Origin of the sequence: Roseiarcus fermentans (assembly GCF_003315135.1) — a bacterium.
In the GTDB taxonomy this organism is placed as follows: domain Bacteria; phylum Pseudomonadota; class Alphaproteobacteria; order Rhizobiales; family Beijerinckiaceae; genus Roseiarcus; species Roseiarcus fermentans.
Genome location: NZ_QNRK01000031.1, coordinates 33,300 through 54,033 on the forward strand (window position 1 = coordinate 33,300; position 20,734 = coordinate 54,033).

The 20,734-nt window shown below is 69.8% G+C and carries 13 protein-coding genes; 6 read left to right on the forward strand and 7 right to left on the reverse strand.

Annotation, left to right across the window (positions count from 1 at the left end):
- Nucleotides 1-22: 22 nt before the first annotated feature.
- Both cobS and DFR50_RS22960 read right to left on the reverse strand, forming a co-directional pair.
- The gene (gene cobS, locus DFR50_RS22955; RefSeq protein WP_113891600.1) at nt 23-1,027 is read right to left on the reverse strand and encodes a cobaltochelatase subunit CobS; all 1,005 of its coding nucleotides are present in this window, start codon (nt 1,025-1,027) and stop codon (nt 23-25) included.
- A 113-nt stretch (nt 1,028-1,140) separates the two neighbouring features.
- Nucleotides 1,141-1,734: a DnaJ domain-containing protein gene (locus DFR50_RS22960; RefSeq protein ID WP_113891601.1), complete on the reverse strand. Its 594-nt coding sequence runs from the start codon at nt 1,732-1,734 to the stop codon at nt 1,141-1,143.
- Nucleotides 1,735-1,894: 160 nt separating this feature from the next.
- Between DFR50_RS22960 and DFR50_RS22965 the strand changes: the two genes are divergently transcribed.
- Together DFR50_RS22965 and DFR50_RS22970 are read left to right on the forward strand one after the other, a co-directional pair.
- A complete protein-coding gene (locus DFR50_RS22965; RefSeq protein ID WP_113891602.1) occupies nt 1,895-2,185 on the forward strand; it encodes a BolA family protein in 291 nt (96 codons plus the stop codon).
- Nucleotides 2,185-2,742 (forward strand): hypothetical protein, encoded by a 558-nt coding sequence (locus DFR50_RS22970; protein WP_113891603.1) that lies wholly within the window; start codon nt 2,185-2,187, stop codon nt 2,740-2,742. The genes DFR50_RS22965 and DFR50_RS22970 overlap by 1 nt, the downstream gene beginning before the upstream one ends.
- 50 nt (nt 2,743-2,792) lie before the next feature.
- Here DFR50_RS22970 and DFR50_RS22975 read toward each other — a convergent pair whose 3' ends face one another.
- From DFR50_RS22975 to DFR50_RS22985, 3 genes are all read right to left on the reverse strand, one after another.
- Nucleotides 2,793-3,413 carry a LysE family translocator gene (locus DFR50_RS22975; protein ID WP_113891604.1) on the reverse strand — a complete coding sequence of 207 codons (621 nt, stop codon included), beginning with the start codon at nt 3,411-3,413 and terminating at the stop codon, nt 2,793-2,795.
- A gap of 62 nt (nt 3,414-3,475) precedes the next feature.
- Nucleotides 3,476-6,589 carry an efflux RND transporter permease subunit gene (locus DFR50_RS22980; RefSeq protein WP_113891605.1) on the reverse strand — a complete coding sequence of 1,038 codons (3,114 nt, stop codon included), beginning with the start codon at nt 6,587-6,589 and terminating at the stop codon, nt 3,476-3,478.
- Nucleotides 6,590-6,602: 13 nt separating this feature from the next.
- A complete protein-coding gene (locus DFR50_RS22985) occupies nt 6,603-7,937 on the reverse strand; it encodes an efflux RND transporter periplasmic adaptor subunit (protein WP_245428068.1) in 1,335 nt (444 codons plus the stop codon).
- Nucleotides 7,938-8,586: 649 nt separating this feature from the next.
- Here DFR50_RS22985 and DFR50_RS22990 point away from each other — a divergent pair.
- From DFR50_RS22990 to DFR50_RS23005, 4 genes are all read left to right on the forward strand, one after another.
- A complete protein-coding gene (locus tag DFR50_RS22990) occupies nt 8,587-8,838 on the forward strand; it encodes a hypothetical protein (protein WP_210209010.1) in 252 nt (83 codons plus the stop codon).
- A gap of 237 nt (nt 8,839-9,075) precedes the next feature.
- Nucleotides 9,076-10,191 (forward strand): hypothetical protein, encoded by a 1,116-nt coding sequence (locus DFR50_RS22995; protein WP_113891606.1) that lies wholly within the window; start codon nt 9,076-9,078, stop codon nt 10,189-10,191.
- Nucleotides 10,192-10,757: 566 nt separating this feature from the next.
- Nucleotides 10,758-11,489: a FecR family protein gene (locus DFR50_RS23000; RefSeq protein WP_170153355.1), complete on the forward strand. Its 732-nt coding sequence runs from the start codon at nt 10,758-10,760 to the stop codon at nt 11,487-11,489.
- Nucleotides 11,477-16,009, forward strand: coding sequence for a beta strand repeat-containing protein (locus DFR50_RS23005; protein WP_113891608.1), 4,533 nt, complete (start codon nt 11,477-11,479; stop codon nt 16,007-16,009). The genes DFR50_RS23000 and DFR50_RS23005 overlap by 13 nt, the downstream gene beginning before the upstream one ends.
- Nucleotides 16,010-16,067: 58 nt before the next feature.
- Here DFR50_RS23005 and DFR50_RS23010 read toward each other — a convergent pair whose 3' ends face one another.
- Nucleotides 16,068-19,064, reverse strand: coding sequence for an ankyrin repeat domain-containing protein (locus DFR50_RS23010; protein ID WP_113891609.1), 2,997 nt, complete (start codon nt 19,062-19,064; stop codon nt 16,068-16,070).
- A gap of 134 nt (nt 19,065-19,198) precedes the next feature.
- Nucleotides 19,199-20,485 (reverse strand): S41 family peptidase, encoded by a 1,287-nt coding sequence (locus DFR50_RS23015; protein WP_113891610.1) that lies wholly within the window; start codon nt 20,483-20,485, stop codon nt 19,199-19,201.
- Nucleotides 20,486-20,734 lie beyond the last annotated feature (249 nt).

Consider the following 20,734-nt stretch of genomic DNA (forward strand, 5'->3'; position numbering starts at 1 on the left):
TCGGCGGGTCCTCGAAAAGGCTTCAGCTCAGCGCCACGTTCAGCGCGCTCTCGGGCAGGTCCTGACCGAAGCAGCGCTGGTAGAACTCGGCCACCAGCGTGCGCTCGAGTTCGTCGCATTTGTTGAGGAAAGTCAGGCGGAAGGCGAATCCGACATCCTTGAAGATGTCGGCGTTCTCAGCCCAGGTGATCACGGTGCGCGGACTCATCACGGTCGACAGATCGCCGTTGACGAAGGCGTTGCGGGTCAGGTCCGCCACGCGCACCATCTTGTTGATCACGTCGCGGCCGTCCTTCCTGGCGCGGTGCGCAGGCGACTTCGCCAGAACGATGTCGACCTCCTTGTCGTGCGGCAGATAGTTCAGCGTCGCAACGATCGACCAGCGGTCCATCTGGCCCTGGTTGATCTGCTGCGTGCCGTGATAGAGGCCGGAGGTGTCGCCGAGCCCGACCGTGTTGGCGGTCGCAAACATCCGGAACGCCGGATGCGGGCGGATGACGCGCGCCTGATCGAGCAGGGTCAGCTTGCCCGACACTTCGAGCACGCGCTGGATGACGAACATGACGTCCGGCCGGCCGGCGTCGTATTCGTCGAAACAGAGCGCGATGTTGTTCTGCAGCGCCCATGGCAGCATGCCGTCGCGGAACTCCGTCACCTGCATCCCGTCCTTCAGGACGATGGCGTCCTTGCCGACGAGATCGATGCGCGAGACGTGACTGTCCAGATTGATCCGGACGCACGGCCACTTGAGACGGGCGGCGACCTGCTCGATGTGGGTGGACTTGCCGGTGCCGTGATACCCGGTGATCATGACGCGGCGATTGTAGGCGAACCCCGCCAGGATCGCGAGCGTCGTGTCGCGGTCGAACAGATAGTCGGGGTCGAGGTCGGGCACATGCTCTTCGGCGACCGAATACGCCGGCGCCTCCATGTCCGATTCGATCCCAAACACCTTCCGCACGGAAACCCGCGCATCGGGAAGACCGGGGGTAGGCTGCGCCGGCGTCGCCGTTTCTCTCGAATTCATCGGTCCTCCACGCTCCGTCCCGATGGCCGGCGCGGCTCTCTCTTAACCAAATCCGGCGCATGGCAAAAGCCGCCCCCTTCGAAGTCGCGAAGGGCGGGCGAGATTCCCGCGCGTCAGACCAGCTTGTTGGCCCGCAGATAGTTATAAGCTTGGATGATCTCGCGCAATTTGTCTTCGGACGAACGGTCGCCGCCGTTGGCGTCGGGATGATGCCGCTTCACCAGATCCTTGTAGCGCGCCTTGATCCTGGCCTGAGTCGCCTGTCCGTCCAGCTCGAGGGTCATCAGCGCCTTCAGCGCCAGCGCGTTGTAGCGCGGCGCCGCCTCGGTCTGCGGCGCCTTGCCCTTCAGCCCGCGACGCCGCGCCGCGCGCGCTTCGGCGAACACGGTCTCGTCGACGTGGCTCGCGGCCGCCCGGTCGCCGAGCTTCCAGGTCGGGCGGTGGCCGATCGCGTCCGCCTGGCGGAACTTCGCCATCGACTCGTCGTCCATGCCCTTGAAGTAGTCGTAAGTGGCGTTGTACTCGCGCACATGGTCCTTGCAGAAGGTGAAGTATTCCCCTTCGCGCTCCCGCCCTTTCGGCGCGCGAAACACGCCTTCCTCCTGACAACCGGGATGGCTGCACAGAATCTTGGCCTTAGGCTTTTCCGGCGCGCTCTTCGCCGGCTTCACCCGGATGCGGTCGAACAGGGGAGAATTCAGATCCATGTCATGACCTTTAGGAGTGCGGTCGTCACCGGGCAAGTCCCAATTCCTTCTCTTCCCCTGCCCGTCGACGGTCCAGCGGCCCGGGTCAAAGAAAAACATTCTGCCGGGCGCCGCCCTCGGCTATTTGGGGGTGCGGGCGGGCGAGCGGGAGTGCGGGCGGATGACGATGGAGGATAGAATTATCGGGCGTTTGACGGAAGCGCTGGCGCCGGTGGATCTGACCGTCATCGACGACTCCGGCCGGCACGCCGGTCATGCCGGGGTTCGGACAGGACCCGGCCACGCCCAGGCTGGCGGCGGCACGCATTATCGCATCCGAATCGTTTCGGCGCGCTTTACCGGCCTCAACCGGGTCGCACGTCACCGCCTGGTCTACGACCTTCTGCCGGCCGAGTTCGCCGACGGCCTGCACGCGCTCGCCATCGACGCCAAGGCGCCCGGCGAGCCCTGATGCCCGACGGGCAGGAAGCGCACGGGCCTTATGTCTTCACGCTCGAGCCCGGCGAACTCGACGCGGTCGCCGCCCGGTACGGATTGCGGGACGCGCTCGGCGGCGGCCTGACGGCGAGTCACCACGCGCCGCTGGCGGCGTTCGTGCTGACGCTGCTGTTCGCCGCGATTCTGGCGAAGACCGACCTGATCAGCCGGCGCGCGGGGGAAGCCGTGTTCGTGCTCGCGGCTCTCGCCTTCATGGTTCAGCGGCTGGTGACGCACCGGCGGATCTGGCGGGCGCGCAACAGGGGACGCGCCGAGGTCGAACGGCTGCTCTCGGGCCGCCGGGTGACGGTGACGATCGAGGAGTCCGCGGTCCGCGAGAGCGGCGGAGCGGCGCCCCGGCGGATTCTGTTCGCCGACTGCGTCGAGGCCGAGGAAGCCGGCGGGCTCGTCTATCTCTGGACCCGCGCGGGGGCGCCGATCGTCATGCCGAGCCGGGCGATGTCCGAGGGGGAGTCGCCGCGGCTGGCGGCGAAGGCGCGCGCGCGCCTGGGTCACGCCCCCCGCGCGTAACCCCGGACCCGGGTTCGCTCGCGCCGCGGCGATTTCGTCCCGGAACGTCGCTACCTCGCCGTCGCGAGTCGAAGACCGAACGCGACCAGGATCGCCCCCGAGACCGCATCGATTGGGCGACGCAAGCGCCGATATCGAGCCTGGATGCGGCTCGAGGCGAAGGTCGTCGCAAGCCCCAAATGCCAGCCGACGGACAGGGCGGCGATCGTCGCCGCGGTCGCCACGAAAAACCAGACCGGGGCGTCGGCGGGGAACGTCGTCGCAAACACGCTGGTCCAGAACGCGCCGGACTTCGGATTCGTCAGGCTCGTCGTCAGTCCCGCCCGCCAAGCCGCGAGGGGCCGCATCGCGGCGGTTCGCCCGATGGGCTCGGCCCGCGGGCGGGCGGCGCCGAGCAGCAGCCTCACCCCGAGCCAGATCAGGTAGGCCGCGCCGAGGAGGCGGACGGCGAGGTACAGCCAACCGACGCTCGCCAGAACCGCGGCGACGCCGAACATGGCGAGCAGCGCCCAAATGACGGAACCGGTCGCGACCCCCCAGGCGACGAGACGCGCGAGCCGGCGTTCGCCGCTCAGGGCGAGTTGCGTGATGATCAGGAAGTTGGGACCGGGGCTCGCGACGGCGACCAGATAGAGCCCGGCGACGGCGAAGAGGCTCGGTAGATAGGTCATGCGGTCCTCGCCTCCTTACCCCGATCCCGTCGCTCGAAGCCCAACCTGAGGCCGAAGCGTCCTTATGCCGGCGGCGGCTCCTCTCCGCCCGGCGCGAGATGCCCGGCCGCGCGCTCCCGCGCGATCAACGCCGCGTGGTCGCGGGCGAGAAGCGTATAAACCATCGGCGTCACGAACAGGGTGAAGCAGGTTCCGATCGACATGCCGGCGAAAATCGTCAATCCGATGTTGAATCGCGACGCCGCGCCCGCCCCGGTGGCGACGATCAGCGGGATCACTCCGACCACCATGGCGGCCGTCGTCATCAGGATCGGCCTCAGGCGCACGGAGGCGGCGTGTTCGATCGCCTCGCGGCGCGACATGCCGCCCCGCTCCTGCATGCGGTTGGCGAAATCGACCATCAGGATGCCGTGCTTCGAGATCAGGCCGATCAGGGTCACCAGGCCGATCTGCGAATAGATGTTGATGCTGGCGAACCCCAGGACGCCGCCGACGTTGAGCGGCAGCAGCGCGCCGAACAACGCCGTCGGCAGGGCGATCAGGATGATCAGCGGGTCGCGAAAACTCTCGTACTGCGCCGCGAGCACGAGATAGATGACGATCAGCGCGAACACGAACACATAGACGAGCGCGTTGCCCTCCTGCTCGTACTGGCGCGAATCGCCGCCGAAATCGTACGAATACCCCTCGGGGAAGCTCGCCTTGGCCTTTGCCTTGAGGAAATCGAGCGCTTCGCCGAGCGTGCGGCCCGGAAACGGCACGCCGGATATGGTCGCCGAATTCAGCTGCTGGAAGCTCGTCAGCGCGTTCGGCTGAACCTCGTCGGTGACGCTCGCGATCGCCGACAGCGGCGCGAGCTCGCCGTTGCGGGTGCGCAGCTGGTAGCGGGTCAGCCAGTCGGGCGTCAGCCGGAACTCGCGCGGGGCCTGCGGGATGACCTGGTAGCTGCGCCCGTAGAGGCTGAACAGGTTGACGTAATTGCCCCCGAGCATGGTCGCGAGGGCGTTGCCGACCTCGGCCATGTTGATGCCCATGGCGTTCGCCTTGTCGGCGTCGACCTTGAACTTGAACTGCGGCGTGTCGAACTTGAGATCGACGTCGGTGAACAGGAAGAGCCCGCTCTCGCGCGCCGCCTGCTGCATCGATTCCGCGACGTCGGCGAGCGTCTGGTAGTCGCCGGTGGTGCGGATGACGAACTGCATCGGCGCGCCGCCGGTCGACCCCGGCAAGGCCGGCGGTGAAAACGCCTGGACCTTCGCCTGCGGCACCTTGAGGAAGCGCGGGCCGAGGTCGGCGAGCACCTTCTTCTGGTTGCGCTCGCGATCGTCCCACGGCTTGAGGATCAGGCCCGCGAAAGCCATGCGCACGCCGCCGGCGCCGTTGATGACGAACGAATGCGCCACTTCCGGAATGTCCTTGATCTCGTCGACGAGCCGGCTCGTCGCCGCCTCGAGATAGTCGAGGTTGCCGACCTGCGGGATCTTGGCGAGGGTCAGGAGGAAGCCCTGGTCCTCCTCGGGCGCGAGCTCCTGCGGCGTCGAGCGGTACATGACGGCGGTCAGGGCGAGCACGCCCACCAGGACGAGCGCCGTCAGCGCACGGAAGTTCAGCGTCGCGTGCAGACGCCGCTGGTAGGCTTGGCGCAGGCGGTCGAAGGTGCGGTCCACGAGGCGGGCGAACCAGCTCTGATGCTGGTCGTGGCGCAGCAGCTTCGAGCACATCATCGGCGAGAGGGTCAGCGCGATGAACCCGGAGACGATGACCGCGCCCGCGAGGGTGAAGGCGAACTCGCGAAACAGCGCGCCGGTCACGCCGGTCACGAATCCAATCGGGGCGTAGACGGCGGCGAGCGTGATCGTCATCGCCACCACCGGCAGGGCGATCTCGTGCGCGCCGCGAATCGCCGCATCGAAAGGCGTCATGCCCTCCTCGATATGGCGGTGGATGTTCTCCACCACCACGATCGCGTCGTCGACCACGAGACCGATGCCGAGCACGAGCGCCAGCAGAGTCAGCAGGTTGATCGAATAGTCGAGCGCGTAGAGCGCGATCATCACCCCGATCAGCGACAGCGGGATGGTGACGATCGGTATGAAGGTCGAGCGCAGGTTGCCGAGGAACAGGAAGATCACCACGATCACGATGACCGCGGCCTCGACCAGGGTCTTGGCGACCTCGCGGATCGAGGCGCGGATGAACTTGGTCGAATCGTAGGCGATGGTGGCGTTGAGGCCTTCCGGCAGCTGCTGCTGGATGCTCGGCATGATCGCGTTGACGCCGTCGATGACGGTCAGCGGATTGGCTTCCGGGGTCGCGTAAATGCCGATGAACACGGCCTTCAGGCCGTCGAACACGGAGGACGAGTCGGAGGTCTGCGGCCCGAGGTCGATCTTGGTCGACACGTCTCCGAGCCGCACCAGCGCGTCGCCGTGGGTCGCGATCACCATCTGGCTGAACGCCTTCGGGCTGTCGAGCGAGGTGAGCGCGTCGACGCTGATCTGGGTGAAGTCGCTCTTCACCTCGCCCGCGGCGGTGGTGAAGTTGTTGGCGAGCAGCGCCGCGCGCACGTCGGTCGCGGTGACGCCCTGCGCCGCCATCCGGGTCGGATCGAGCCAGATGCGCATCGAAAACAGCTGGCCGCCGAGGATCTGGGCGTTGGCGACGCCGTCGACGGTCTGCAGGCGCGGCTGGATGACCCGGGTCAGATAGTCGGTGATCTGCGACGACGTCATCACCGCCGAGTTGAAGTTCAGGTACATGAGCGCGAAGCCCTGCCCCGTCTGCTTCACGACGATGGGATCGTTGGCCTCGCGCGGCAGGATGCCGCGCACCTGGTTCACCTTGGACAGCGCGTCCGCCATCGCCCGGTCGGGATTGGCGTCGAGCCGGAGGTTGAGCGTGACGGTCGAGGCGTTCTGCTGCGAACTCGACACCAGGGTGTCGATGCCTTCGGTGCTCGCCACCGCCTGCTCGATCGGCGTGGTGATGAAGCCCTTGATGACGTCGGCGGCCGCGCCCGGATAGGTCGTGGTGATGGTGATCGTCGTGTTCGAGGTCTTCGGGAACTGCCGGACCTGCAGCTTGTAGGCGGACATGAGCCCGACGAGCAGGATGAGCAGGCTCACCACGCTCGCCAGCACCGGCCTGCGGATGAAGAGATCGGTGAAAGCGTTCATCGGGCGGTCCGGCTCACTGCAGCGGCGTCTGGGCCGGCGGCGGCAGGGCCGGACGGTCGTCGATCACCACCGGCATGTGCGGCTGCAGCTTGATCTGGCCGGCGTCGACGACCCGCTCGCCCTCCTTCACCCCGTCCGTGATCGCGATGCGCTCGCCGCGGACGGCGCCCAGGCGGACGAACCGCCGCTCCACGACGAGGCCGCCCGGCGCGGCCGGCGCCGCCGCCGAGGCGGTCCCCGACGGGGCCGGCGGCGGCGGCGCCGGCGCGACGACGAAGACGTTGTTGCCGTAAAGGCTGTAGACGATCGCGGTGCGCGGCAGGGTCAGGACCTCCCGGGGCGCGCCGGTGGTCACGGTGAGGTTGGCGAACATGCCGGGCAGCAGGCGCCGGTCCGGGTTGGCGAATTCCGCGCGGATCGTGATGTTGCGGGAATCGGCGTTGACGCGGGCGTCGACCGCCTTGATCCTGCCCTGGAAGGTCTGGCCGGGAAACGGGGCGACGGTCATCGCGGTGTCCTGCCCGACCGCGATCGTGGCGAGCGCGTCCTCGGTCACCGGGAAGTCGGCGTAGATCGGCTCGAGCCGGGTGAGCGAAGCGAGCGGCGTGCCGACCGCGGCGAACTGGCCGACGTCGCCGTTGCGGATGCCGATGCGGCCGGGGAACGGGGCCCGGATCGCTTTCTGCGCGATCACCGCCTGGGTGCGCTGCACCGAGGCCGCGGCGCTGTCGCGCGCCGCGAGCGCCGAATCGAGCGTCGCCTGCGGGGTATTGCCGCCGAGCACCAGGGTCTTCTGCCGCGCGAGCGTCGCCTCGGCGTTGCGCAATTGCGCCTGGCCCGCGGCGAGGTCGGCCTGCTCGACCGAATCGTCGAGGTTGATCAGCAGGTCGCCCTCCTTGACGTCCTGCCCCGACTCGAAGTGGATCGCCGTGATCACGCCCGCCACCTGCGGGGCGATGAAGATGCCCTGGTAGGCGCGCAAGGTGCCGATCGCGGTGAGCGCCGGCGGCCACTGCTCCATGGTCGCGGGCGAGACGGAGACGGTGGTGGGCTTCGGGGCGAAGGCCGCGGCCATGATGCCCTTGAGCATGGCCGGCTTGATGACGAACTGGAACCAGGCCAGGCCCACGGTCAGGCCCGCGAGCGCGCACAAGGTGACGATGAAGACCACCGGGCGACGGACCCGCAAGGGCAGCCAGCGGATGACGAGCAGCGCGACCAGAACGGCGGCGGCCACGACGAAGGCGATCGGCGGCGCCGGCGGATGCACAACGCCGGCCTGCCCGAGCGCCCCCGCAGCCAACGCCGCGAGCGCCAGTGTCGCCAAAATCCAGTCGATCGCTTTCATCGCCGCCCGCGGTTCCCTCGGATCGCGGTGCAGCGTCCGCGTCGCGATCCTATCTAGCGTTCGCGGGCCGCTGGCGCCAGACGGCGCGCCTGCGGCCTTTTCGCTTGCGACGGCGACGCCCCCGCCGCTGCCGGGTCTCCAGTGCCGCCTGTCCCGGCGCCGCACAAGCGAATTCAGACGGCCGCCGTCACTTTTTGTCGCAGCGTCACCGGTCGCCGCCCCCGGCGGACAAGGCCCCCAAGACGCCGAACGGCCGCTCGGCGGACCCTCGCCGGCGACGCGGCCGCGGCCCCGTTCCCGAGTCGGTTTTCAGTGTTTTCAGCCATTTGCATTGGATTTTCCGGGCGGCCGTATCTCCCAAGTCGGGCGCACGAGCGGCGATCGCAGCGCTCAACGGCATGGCGCGCGTCTTGGGCGCCCGGACGCGCCAGCCGGCAGCCCCGTCGCGAGGCGCGAGGCGGCGCGGCGATTCCGATGCTACTCCTGATTTCTCTAAATCGGAAGACAATGTCGAAAGAATCGGAAAACCAAGCGCCCTCCGCTGACGGTTCTCCCCGCGCGCCGCCGCGCGTCTCGCCAGATCGGCCGGGCGCGGCTATCCTCGTCGCCGGCCGCATCCCAGACGGTCGGATTCTCGGAAGACGAACCCATGATCAAGACTTTCGCGCTCGCCGCGCTCGCCCTCTGCCTCGCCGGCGCGTCGACCCTCGCCTTCGCCGACGACGCCTGCATGACCCAGTCGATGGACAAGAAGCTCGCGGGCGCCGCCAAGACCAGCTTCCTGACGAAATGCGAACGGACCGCCTGCGATGGACAGGCCGCCGACAAGAAGCTCTACGGCGCGGCCAGGACCTCGTTCGTGAAGAAGTGCGTCAAGGACGCCATGGCCGCTCCCATGTGAGCGGCCATGGCGTCGGCGGCGTTGCCGCGGCGCTCGAACGAAGAGCGCCCCGACGAGCTTCCGCCCCGCCGCCGCAATCGGGCGGGCGCAACGCTGACGCCGCCGTCGCAATCGCCTGTTCGGCGCCCGAGCGAGGCGTCGAGACACATCATGGTTTCCCTTCTTCGGACGGCGTCGGTATAACGCCGGGCGGGGAGCGGTCGCGCATGTCGCGCATGATGAGAACTGGAGTTTGACATGAGCTCCCAGCCGACCGGAGGCGACAGACCCGGGCCGGTCGAGAGGCCCCCCGGCGCCGGGCGACAACCGAACGCGCAAGACCTGCTGGCCGAATTCGAGCAGGCGCTGGAATCGGCGGGCTTTCCGTTGCTGTCGAAGTCGCCCGGGTCCGCATCCGCCGCCGCGGCGGAGCCGCGCCACGGCGCGGACATCGCCGGGGAGCGCGACGGCGCCGCCGGATCGGTCGCCGACAACCGCGGCCCGCGACAGGCTCCGATCGGGACGCCGGCGCGCCGTCCCTTGCGACGGCGGCTCATCGTGTCGTCCGGGCTGGCGCTCGCGGGCGCGGCGGTCGCGGGCGCGGGTTTCGCGCTCATGCCGTCCGCTCCGACGCCGAAACGGCCGCTCGCCGAAGCCCCGACCCGGCAGACGTCGAGCGTCGTCCCGGGCGCGCCGGGAACCGACGACCGCCGCTCCGATCCGGCGCCGGCCGGCGGCTCCGGCGCCGCCGTCGACGCCGAGGCGCCGGGCGCTGCAACGGCGCCGCGCGACGGTCTGCGGCCCGCCGACGGCTCGAACGCGACGGCGGCGAGACCGGCCGACACGCCGGCGGCGTCTCAGCCGGCCCAGGCCTCGACGGCGCCGCAACCGCCTGCCCCCGAACCCGTCCGGAGCGGCCCGGTCGGGCCGAACCCAACGCCCGTCGATGCAAAGCCCGCCGTTGCGGCCGGCGCGCCGCCTGCGAGCGAAGCGCCGAAGCCGCACGACAAGGCGACGCCCGCGGGCGGCGTCAGGGCGGACACGCCAAGGTCGCCGGCGGGGAAGGTCGAGCCGGCGACGAAGCCGACGCCCGACAAGGCGTCGGCGCAGAAGATCGCGGACAAGCCCCTGAAGGCGAGAGCGGCGGAGACGCCGTATCCGCCGCCGCGGCCGGCGTCGCCGCAGAAGGCGGCGGCTTTGCCCGTCGATCAGCCGGCGCCCGATCCAGCCGAAGCCGCGCCGGTCGCCCCGCCGCCGCCCGCCTCGTTGGCCGCGCAGTCGGTCGGCCAGCTCACGAACGCGTTCGACTATCTGAGGCGACTGCCGGGCGCGCTCATCGGGCGCGTCGCGGGCCAGAGCGGCCAAGGACAGTAGACGCGAAGCCCGGGGGCGCAGCCGCGCCGACGGCGCGCCTGGCCCGCACGGTCCAGCGACCTGCGCATGACCACAATTTATGGTCGTGGAATATTGCCAACAGGGCGTATGTTTGCGAATGAGAATTGATGGAACTCCCAAGCCTTGGGGCGCCTTGGGAATGACGGGCGGTCGTCAAAACCCGAGGTGGGGCGATGACGCTTCCCGCCGTCATTGCGAGGAGCCCGAAGGGCGACGCGGCGATCCAGGGGCCGCCAGCGCCGATCTTGAAGCGCGCGACGCCCCGCATACGGCAGGCCTTGGCCCTGCCCCCTGGATCGCCACGTCCCCCCGGATCCAAGTCAGGATCCAAGTCCGGGGGTCGCTCCTCGCGATGACGGCGGCTTGGGAGTTACGAAATGCGTGCCTTTCCGGCCACACCACCGAGAGAATTTGACAAAATTGCGAAAGGTTTTCGCCTCGACCGGCTTTCCTGCTGTATGATGACGAAGTCAACCGGCTTGTACGGCCGCCGATGCAGGGAGGCGGGGATTTCCTTCCGTTGCGCCATTGCGCTTTTCGCGCTCTTGATTGTCGTCTGCGGCGCGGGCCACGCCCGCGCGCAGCAGAACATCGGCTCGGCCGCCGCCTCCCTGAACGTCGTCACCCGGGAACTGTCGGGCGCCGCTGCGCCGCTGAAGGCCGGGGACGACGTCTTTCGCAACGAGATCGTCCGGACCGGAGAGGATTCGAGGGCGAAGCTCGTCTTCCTCGATTCGACCAATCTCGCCATCGGCCCGACCTCGCGGGTGACGCTGGACGAGTTCGTCTATTCGACCGAGGTCAGCGCACAGAAGGTGACGGTCAATCTGGCCAAAGGCGTGTTCCGCTTCACCACCGGCGCCCTCGACAAGAAGGCCTACCAGATCAACACCCCGACCGCCTCGGTCGGGGTGCGCGGCACGGTGCTCGACATCGACGCGCGCAGCGCCCAGACGCGGGTCACGCTGGTCGAGGGCCAGGCCCTGGTCTGCCCGCGGCGCGCCGGGGTCACGTTCGAGAGCCAGGTGAGCGACTGCGCGAGCGGGCGACGCTGCGACTGCGTCCAACTCAATCAGGACGGGCAGACCGCGCAGGTCCGGAGAGGCGCGGGCGGCGCCGTTCAGGCGGGTCTGGTCGCCGCTCCGGTCAACATCGGCGCGCTGTGCTCCGGTTCGCTGTGCTCGCCGGTCGCCTTCGCGTCGGCCGGTCCGATCGGCGCCGGCGGCGGGACCCTGGGCGCGGGCGGCTTTCCGGCGGGGGCGCTATGCGGACACTAGCGCCGAGAGCTCGCACGGGCGCCCGCTGGTGTTTCGCGCTGGCGGTCGCCGCCGGATTCGCGGGCGCCGCCTGGGCCGGACCCAGCAACCAACCGCCGCCGTCCGGCGCCATCCTCGATCTGAATGGCGGCGTGATCCCGCATGGGACGCCTCAGACGTACACCGTCGACTTCACATCGTCGGTGCCGAACACCGCGATCACCTTCGCCTTCCGCGAAGACCCGGCTTACGTTTTTGTGTTCAACACCTCGGTCGTCAACCTGACCACATCGAGCGGGAACCTGCTGACGAACGGCGACTTCTCGGGCGGCACGCATACCGACAACGGCAACACGGCAGCCCCGACGAGCTGGACGTACGCAAACATCTACGGCGCCAGCGCTGGCGGGGTTGTGACGTCGAGTTGCGAGGGTTATGGCAGCTACTGCTGGCACGACGGCGCGGTGCAGGCCTACGACGCGATCAGTCAGACAATCTCCACAACCGTCGGCGACACGTACCAGGTGACGTTCTCCGCGACGGACAACAGCGCCTTGACCAGCTGGTCGCGTGTCAGCACCAACGGCAACGTCACCACTTCGGGCGGGAACGGCGCGGACATCCTCGTCTATGCCCAGGCGGGGTTGCCGCCTGCGGGGTGCCTCGGCGCCCCGGGAGTCAATATCAAAGCCTCGGCAGGCGAGAAGTGCTTCGCCAGCGGCTCTTACGTGTCGACCGACGTCATCGCCGGTCAGGCCACGGGCGCCGGCGCGGTCCTGACCAACGTCAACGAGGGTCAGAGTTCGGTGTCTTTCTCGACGTCGGCCGCCAACACCCCGGCGGTTCAGGCGGACTCCGGCGGATCGGTCATCCTCGCTGTGTCGCCGACCTCGACCAGCGGAACGGTGACGACGACCGGGAACAACAGCGTCGGGCTTTACGCCACCGGCTCGGCGTCGACCGACAGCGGCCCCGTCGCGTCGTCGATCACCGCACAAAACGTCAATGTCACGACGCGAGGGAGCAACGCCAACGGCGTGCAGGCGGACAACGGCGGCCTGGTGACGCTGAGCGGCGGGACGGTGACGACGACGGGCGCCGGCTCGACCGGTCTCTACGCGACGGGCGCCGGGTCGCAGATCACCGCCGACAGCGCGGCGGTCTCGACCGGCGGGGCGCAGTCGATCGGCGTTATCGCCGACAGCGGCGCCCGCATAGGCCTGAACGGCGGAACGATCGCGACGACCGGGACCTCGTCCTATGCCGCCGGCGTCGCCGCGGGCGGGACGCTGGACATCAGCGGGACGGTCATCACGACGTCCGGCAATGGCTCGGGCGGGTTGTTCGTCAACGGATCGGGCGGCGTCCTCGACGCGACCAACGTGCGGATCACGACCCAGGGCGGCATCGACTCCAGCACCGGGCAGCACGCCGAGGGCGCCTACAACGGGTCCTATGCGAGCTATGCCGGCGGCGGAACAATGACGCTGACCGGCGCGACGATCGCGACGAGCGGCGATCAGATGCACGCCGTCGTCACCGCCGACGGCGGCGCGACGACGATCTCCGGCGGCGCCGTTTCCACGGCCGGCGTGTGGGCGGACGCGATCGTCTCCGAGGGAGCGGGAACGCGGACGACCGTCGCCGGCGCGACCATCGCGACCACCGGCAACGGCTCGCCCGGCGCCGCGCTCGTCGGCACGGGCTCGACGATGTCGCTGACGGGCGTGTCGATCACGACGTCCGGCGGGGCCGACGCGAGCGGCCACAATGCGGTCGGCGCCTACAACGGCAGTTCGGGTACGGGCGACTTCTCGGGCGGCGGCAGGCTGACGATCGCCGATTCCTCGATTCGAACCGGCGGCGCCGGCGCGTCCGGCGTCGTCTCGGCGAACTTCGGGACGACGACGATCCTCGGCGGCTCGATCACCACGACGGGCGCTTACGCGCAGGCGCTCCTCGCCGAAAGCGGCGGCGCGATCACGATCGGCGCGAGCGACGCCGGGCAGGCGACGATCGGAACGAGCGGAGCGGGCGCCATCGTCGCCGTCGCGACGTCGAACGGCAAGATCGCCCTCAACGGGCAGACGATCGCCACCACCGCCAACGGCTCGGGAGGCCTCGGCGTCACCGGCCTCGGCTCCGAGATCGACGCGACGAACCTCACGATCACGACCAGGGGCGGCTACGATTCGGCGACCGGCCTTACCGCTTGGGGCGCGGCCAACGCGCCCTGGACGAGCTCGTCGTCCTCGGGCGGCGTGCTCCGACTGACCAACACGACGATCTCGACCGCGGGCGACGGCGCCGCTGGCGTCTATACCGGCGCGGGCGGCGTAACCACGATCGGCGGCGGGTCGGTGACGACCTCGGGGCAATCCGCCTACGGACTGCTGGCCTCCGGCGCCGGGGCGAACGTCACGACCTCCAATGGCCTCACGATCGCCACGACAGGCGCAGGGGCGAGCGGCGTGGTCACCAACGGCGGCGGCTCGACCTCCCTCGCCAACTCTTCGGTTGCGACCACGGGCGAGGCCGCGCACGCGCTCTCCGCGAGCGGCGCCGGAACGTCCGTCGGCCTCGACGGGACGAACACGTTCGCCACAAAGGGCGCCGGCGCGATCGGCGTCTACGCCGCGCTCGGCGGCGTGGTGAGCGCAAGCCCGTCCTCGATCACCACCGTCACGACGTCGGGGGGCGTCTCGGCGGCCACGGGCCTCGCCGCTCATGGCGTGAACGCCGACGGCGCGGGATCGGCGATCGCGCTCGGCGCGGCCAACGTGACGGTCGCGGGCGCCGGCGCCTACGGCCTGTTCGCCAGCGACGCTGCCGGCAGCGGCAAGGCCGGCGCGATCACGGCGAGCGGCCCCCTCGCCATCGTCACGACCAACGCCGCCGCGACCGCGGTCGGCTTGCAAGGGAACGGCGCCGCGATCGTCGCGAGCGGCGGCGGCGCGATCACGGCGGCCGGAAACGTCTTCGCGTTCCTCGACGGAAACAACCAGACCGCGAGCTTCGACAATTTCACCATCAATGCGAAGTCCGGCGATTTCGTCTACGCCGACCCGTCGACGGCGACGATCACCCTCGCCAATTCGACCGTCACCGCGGCCAACGTCGTCGACGCGACCGGTGGCAGCGTCGTGACGCTCAACGCCAGCGGGTCGACTCTGACCGGCGCCGCGATCACCACGCCGACGTCGACGTCCAACCTCAACCTGACGAACGGCACGACCTGGACCCTGACCGGGCCGTCCAACGTCAGCAGCCTCTCGGTCGCCAACAGCGTCGTCACGTTCGCTCCGCCCGGCGCCGGCGGCGGGTTCAAGACCCTGACGGTCGGCAGCTATGTCGGCGCGGGCGCGCTCATGGTCATGAACGTCGCGCTCGGCGGCGCGGGCTCGGGGGCGGACAAGCTCATCGTCAACGGCGGAACCGCGACCGGGACGACCGTCCTGCAGATCCGCAACGTCGGCGGCCTCGGCGGACAGACGAGCGGCAGCGGCATTCCGCTCATCGTCGCCACGAACGGGGGGACGATCGCCGCCAACGCCTTCCAGCTCGCCGGTTCGCCGGTGGTCGGCGGTTACAAGTACACGCTCGACGAGACCGACGGCGCATGGTTCCTCACCTCGACCCCGACGACCACGCAGGGTCAGATGCAGAATTCGGTCAATTCCGTCGCCAAGGCGCAGCAGGCGCAGGCGGTCACCGGGCGCGTGCTCGGCTCATTGCTGATCGGCGCGACGCAGCAGATCAGTTGCTCGAGCTGCGCCTCGGGCTTCGCCTCGATCGGCTCGCTCGCGCTCGGCATGCAGGGCCGCTGGACCCTGTCGCCGATGCTGACGGCGATCGGCGGCGTCTCCTACAACCAGTGGAGCGCGCAGGGCATTTCCGTCTATGACGCCCCGACCGCCGCCGGCTCGCTCATCTACGACATGTCCAACTGGGGTTCGAGCCGGCCGTTCCTCCAGGTCGGCGGCGGCGTCACGCCCTACGAGAGCGTCCACACGGCGCGCAGCTACCCGAACGGGTCGACGATGGCGACCGGCAATTCGACCGCCGTCGACCGCAGCCTTTCGCTGTTCGCCCGCGCCGGCTGGCTCGCGCGGCTGACGCCGACCGACGAGGCGGCGGCCTATGCCGACATCGGCCGGAGCTGGATGCAGACCGGCGCCTACGCCGAGGCGGAGACGGCGCTCAACCCCTATCCGGCGAGCGCCGGCGCCGGCCTCCAGACCTTGAACGTCGCCCGGTTCGGCGGCCAGATCACGCACCTCTTCAACGGCGTCATCGAGGCCAACGTCGGCGCCGCGGTCGCCTACGGGTTCGGAGCGGGGGCGGGCTCGTTCGTCAACGTCACCGATTTCGGCCCGATCGCGCCGGGCGCGATCCCCAACACGACCTGGCTCGAGTACGGCGGGCGGCTCGGCTACCGCTTCAACAGCCATTTCGTCCTCGACGCCTTCCTGCTCGGCACCGCCTTCGGCGAAGTCGGCAGCACGGTGCACGGCGGCGTCGCGGTGAGATTGGCTTTCTGAAGTCGGCGGGTCGGGGGGCCTGCGCCAGCGGCTGGACCTGCCGAAACGCTGCGCCCGGTCACGACTGCGCCGAGCCGGCCGCCTCCGCCGAAAGCGTCGCCGCGTCGAGGCCGTAGACGTCGAAGAACCAGCCGCCCGCGCCGTCGGCCACCGCGGCCAGGTTCATGGCCTCGGCGATCCCTGTCCAGGTTTCGCCGTCCGGCGTCTTGCGGCGCAATCGCAGGTCCGGCGCGGGGACGTAATAGCCGGTCTCGCGGCGCTTCCAGAGTTTGCGCGCCGGGCGATAGGCCGATCCCACTTCCGCCCGCGCCAGCACGCTGCTGATGTAGTCCCGCCTGCGGCGCGACGTCGGCCACAGATGCTCCGGCAGCAGTTCGAGCGTCCTGAGCAGGGAATCGGAGAAGAAGCCGCGCATATGGCGATGCGGTCCCAGGGGCCGCGCGACCAACCCGCCGGCATGGGTCTTGAGGCCCGCCAGCATCAGACCGAGCAGCCAGAACTCGGCCTGACCGCGTTCGAGCCGCACGAGCCGCCCGTCGGCGTGAACGTCGAGCGTATCGGGACCCAGACGCTCGAACAGCGGGCCGAGATGCGCTTTGCCGAAGGCGTGATCGTCGATCGCCCGGTTGAGCGCGCCCATCCAGGCGGTATGTCCGTAATCGTCGACGAGATCGGCGTCGGCGCCGCGTTCGAGGAGCTGTTCGACCAGCGCGACGGCGCCGGCGCGCGCCGCGAGCATCAGGGGCGTCGCGCCGCAATAGGTCTTGTGGTCGACCCCGTAGACGCCGCAATCCTGCAATATGGTTTTCGGCGAGCGCTCGAGATAGGGCCGCAACAGCCGCTCGCGCATCGCCGCGACCGCGCGCCCGGCGCGCCCCATCGGGTTCTTCGGATCCTCGGCGAAGCCTTCGTCGCGGGAGGGATGGGCGTACCGCCAGCCGTTCCACGTCCGGTCGAGGCGGCCGAGCAGCTCCCCGTCGTGGGTCAGCGGCAGCGCGGCGGCGAATTTCGCCTGCCCGGCGAGCCGCTCGATATAGGCACCCTGTCCATGCCACAGGGCGTAATCGAACATGCTCTGCTTGATCTTCGACGACGGGTTCCTGGGATCGAGCGCTTTCGGCGCCCATTCCTGCAGAGCCGCCAGCGACCACGGGGTCCAGGGCGTCGGCCGGCTCGTCAGGAAGGTTTCCCGAATCGAGCGCGCCTGCTCCTGCTTGCCCTGCAGCTCGAGCTTGCGCGCCTCCTGCGCCCATTCGTCCCGGCTCGAAGCCTGGACGGGGCCGGTCACAATCTCGCCGGCTGCCTCGAGTCCGAGAAGCTGCAGCAGCGGATGCCGGACGTCGGACTCGACGATCGCGAGGCCCTCCATCGCCCGGGTCATCGCCACGTACAGCGCGTTGACGTAGAACTTGTTCAATTCGAGCGACTTGTCGGCCTTGTCTTTCGCCCGGCGGTAATCGAGCTCATCGCCCTCGAGGTCGTCCGCGGCCACCCCCCGGCACAATTCGGCGTAGACGGCGCGGGCGCCCGAGACCATGTTGAACAGGATGACGTTCGGATACTCGAGGCCTTTCGCCTCGTGCACCGAGAAGACCAGCGGCGTGCGGAAATGCGCGCGGGCGGCGGCCTTGTCCTCGTCGCGCAGGACGATCACCGCGCTGCGCACCGAGGCGCGCGACGACGCGTCGAGCGCCTTCAGCGCCTTGTCTTTGGCCTCGAGCAGGCGAACCTCCCCGACGGCGGACGAGGCGCACCTGACCAGGAAATTGCTCTCGCGATCGACCGAGCCGAACCGCGCCTGCTTGATCTTCAACAGGCGGTTGGCGACCCCGGTCACGGCGCGCGTATTGCGGAAATTCGCCTGCAGGACCGTGACGTCACGGGCCGCGGCCGCCTCCGTCGTCTCGTTCCGCCCGGCCTCCCGGAACAGGGCGCGCACCGAGGCCCAGGAGAAGAAGTTCGGGTGCACGATCTGATGCGCGTCGCCGCAGAGCAGGAAGCGATCCTTCGCCTTCAGGGAGTCGAAAATCAGCGCGAGCTGGGCGCCGGTGAAGTCCTGCACTTCGTCCACGACGACGAAATCGTAAAGCGCTTCGGCCTTGGCGCGCCAGGCGTGGCAGACGAGATTGAGATCGAACAGGCCGGATTCGGCCAGCCAGTCGACGTATTTCCGAAACAGCTCGTGCGCCGCCGCCCGCACGTCGCCGGCCGCGAACAGGGACTGCCGCACGCCCAGCGCCTGATAGTCGTCGCCCGACAGCGGCCCGGCCGCCGGCGCGCCGAGGACGCCGCGGAATTCCTCGAACAGGGCGTGCGCGTCGGCCTGGCGCAAGTCGCCCTTCAGGCCGCCGCGCCGGCGTTCGACAAAGGCGCGAAAGGCTGAGAAGCCGACTTCGGCGCCCTCGGGAACGGCCATCGAATCGACGAGCTCGCGGAAGCTCATGAATTCGACGTCCTGCGCCGGATTTTCGTAGCCGTGGGCGCTGTAGAGCCGGCGCGCCGTCTGCGCCAGATAGGCCGAGTGGGTCACGTAGAGCACCCTGCCGGTCGCCTCGCGCATCTTGGCGAGCGTCACCGCGGTCTTGCCCGACCCGGCGGACCCGACGACCACCAGCGGAACCTCGCGGCGGCGCACCGCCTCCTGCGCCTCGTCGAACACGATCGGCCGGTCGAGGAGCTCGAATTCGGCGGCCTGCGCCGGCAGCCAGCGCAGCTCCAGCCCGCCGCGGGCCGGCGGCGCCGGTTGCGGCGCCGGATCGTCGGGCCCGCTTTCGATCTTCGACCGATCGATCGCAGCGCCGCGCAGAAAGCGGGATTTTTCATAGGCGTGGTTGGGAATGACTTCCAGAAACAGACAGACCGTCTCGCCCTCGTGCGGCGCGAATTGCATCAGGAGCCGCGCCTCGTCGCTGAGCTTGGCGCGCCAGTACGGCGTCGGCGACAGTTTCTTGAGGCCGGCCGCGGCGAAATCTCCGCACGCCAGCGCGGCGCGAATTCGCTCGACCGCCTTGGCGAATCGGCCGGGCTCGAGGTCGCGATAGGAAATGATTCGCATGCGCGAACTTTAACCCGGCGGCCGATCCGGGCCTATCGACCTGTCGGCTTCCCCTGGCGACCCGGCCGCCGACCGCGCTCGCCGCCCGCCGATCCGCCCCGGTTACGACGATCCGGCGGAAGCGCCGAGCGCGGTCACGGTTCGACCCCGACCCGGCTCCGCGTCAACGCCTCGACCGCGCGGTCGAGCTGCGGGTCGCGGCCTTCGGCCCAGCGGCGGTCGAAGGGAACGGGAATCGTCGGCTCGACGCCGACGCCCTCGAGCCGCTTGCCGTCGACCAGGACGTCTTCGACCGCGAGCAGCAGCAGGCCGGCGTCGCCGACCAGAAAGGCGGTCGCCGCCAGCACCGCGCCTTCGGTGCGGGCGCCGACCAGCGGCCCGAGCCTGTATTCCCTGAACCCGTAGGCGAGCACCTCCTTGCCGCTGCGGGTGCCGCCGTTGATCAGCGCCGCGACGGGCTTGCGCCACCGGGCGCCGACGATTCCGGTCTCGCCGTCGCGGTCGGCGACCTGCATGGTCGGGGCGCGGGCGTTGAAGAGATCGAGATACCAGGGCTGCGCCCCGCCCCAGCCGTCGCGCAAATCCCAGACGAGCGCGTCGGCGTCGCGGAGCGGACCCTCGGCGATCAGATCCTCGAGCGCGCTCTGGTAGCGGCGGCTGGCGTAGGACCAGACGCGGACGTAACCCACGCGGGCGCCGCCGGCCCCCGGAACGATGCGCGCGCTCTGCCTCAGGCCCGCTAGAAACAGCGCGCCGGGCTCGAGGTCGACGGGGGCGACGGCGACCTCGATCGGCGCGGCGCCGGCGGCGCGCCGGATCGACATCGACGCCCGCGCGCCGACCTTGCCGCGAAACGACCCGACCGGTTCGAACGGCCGGCCGTCGACGGACAGGATCTCGTCGCCGACCAGCAGGCCGGCGCTGCGGCCCGGAGCGCCGTCGATCGCGCCGGCGACGAACTGGCGGCCCTCGGAATCGGTTTCGGTGAAGATCCCGATCCCCGGATAGCGGATCGCGCCGCCCGGGAAGATCTTGCCGAGCCCGCGATGCTCGAGGGCGCCGGCGAAAATGTCGGCGAGCTGGTAGTAGGCCGGCTCGTCCGGCGTGTAGAAGTGCGTGTGCGAGGCGTTCAGGGTCGCGAGCATCGCGTTGATCGCCGCCGCGAGCTCGGCGTTCGACCGGGCGGCTGCGACCTGCGGGCTGAAACGGCGGCGCATCGCGTCCCAGTCGACGCCGTGCAGGCGCGGGTCGTAGAAGCGGTCGCGCACCAGTTCCCAGACCTGATCGAAGGCGGAGCGGTCGGGCGCGGCCAGGCTGCCGCCGGGACCCGCCTCGGCCGCCGCCGGCGCGGCCCAGCCGAGAAGCCCGCCCGCGGCCACGCACGCCGCGATGGAAAGAACCTGTCTGCGCGTCGCCGCCATCGGCCGGAGCGCTCCTCACGCGAACGGAGCGCGTGCATGCGCCCGCCCGGTCGCTACGCGGGAAACCGGGCCCCTGTGTGGCCGCATTTCGACGCGCCCGGCAGAGCGGGGGCGACCCCGCCCAGGCGCGGTCAGCGACCCCGCCCTACATGCGAGGCCTGTAGGGCGGGGTCGCCGACCCCGCCCCGGCCCCGCCCCCGGCGCGGTCAACGATCCGCGCCCTGCAAAGGCCGGGTCGGCCCCGCCCCG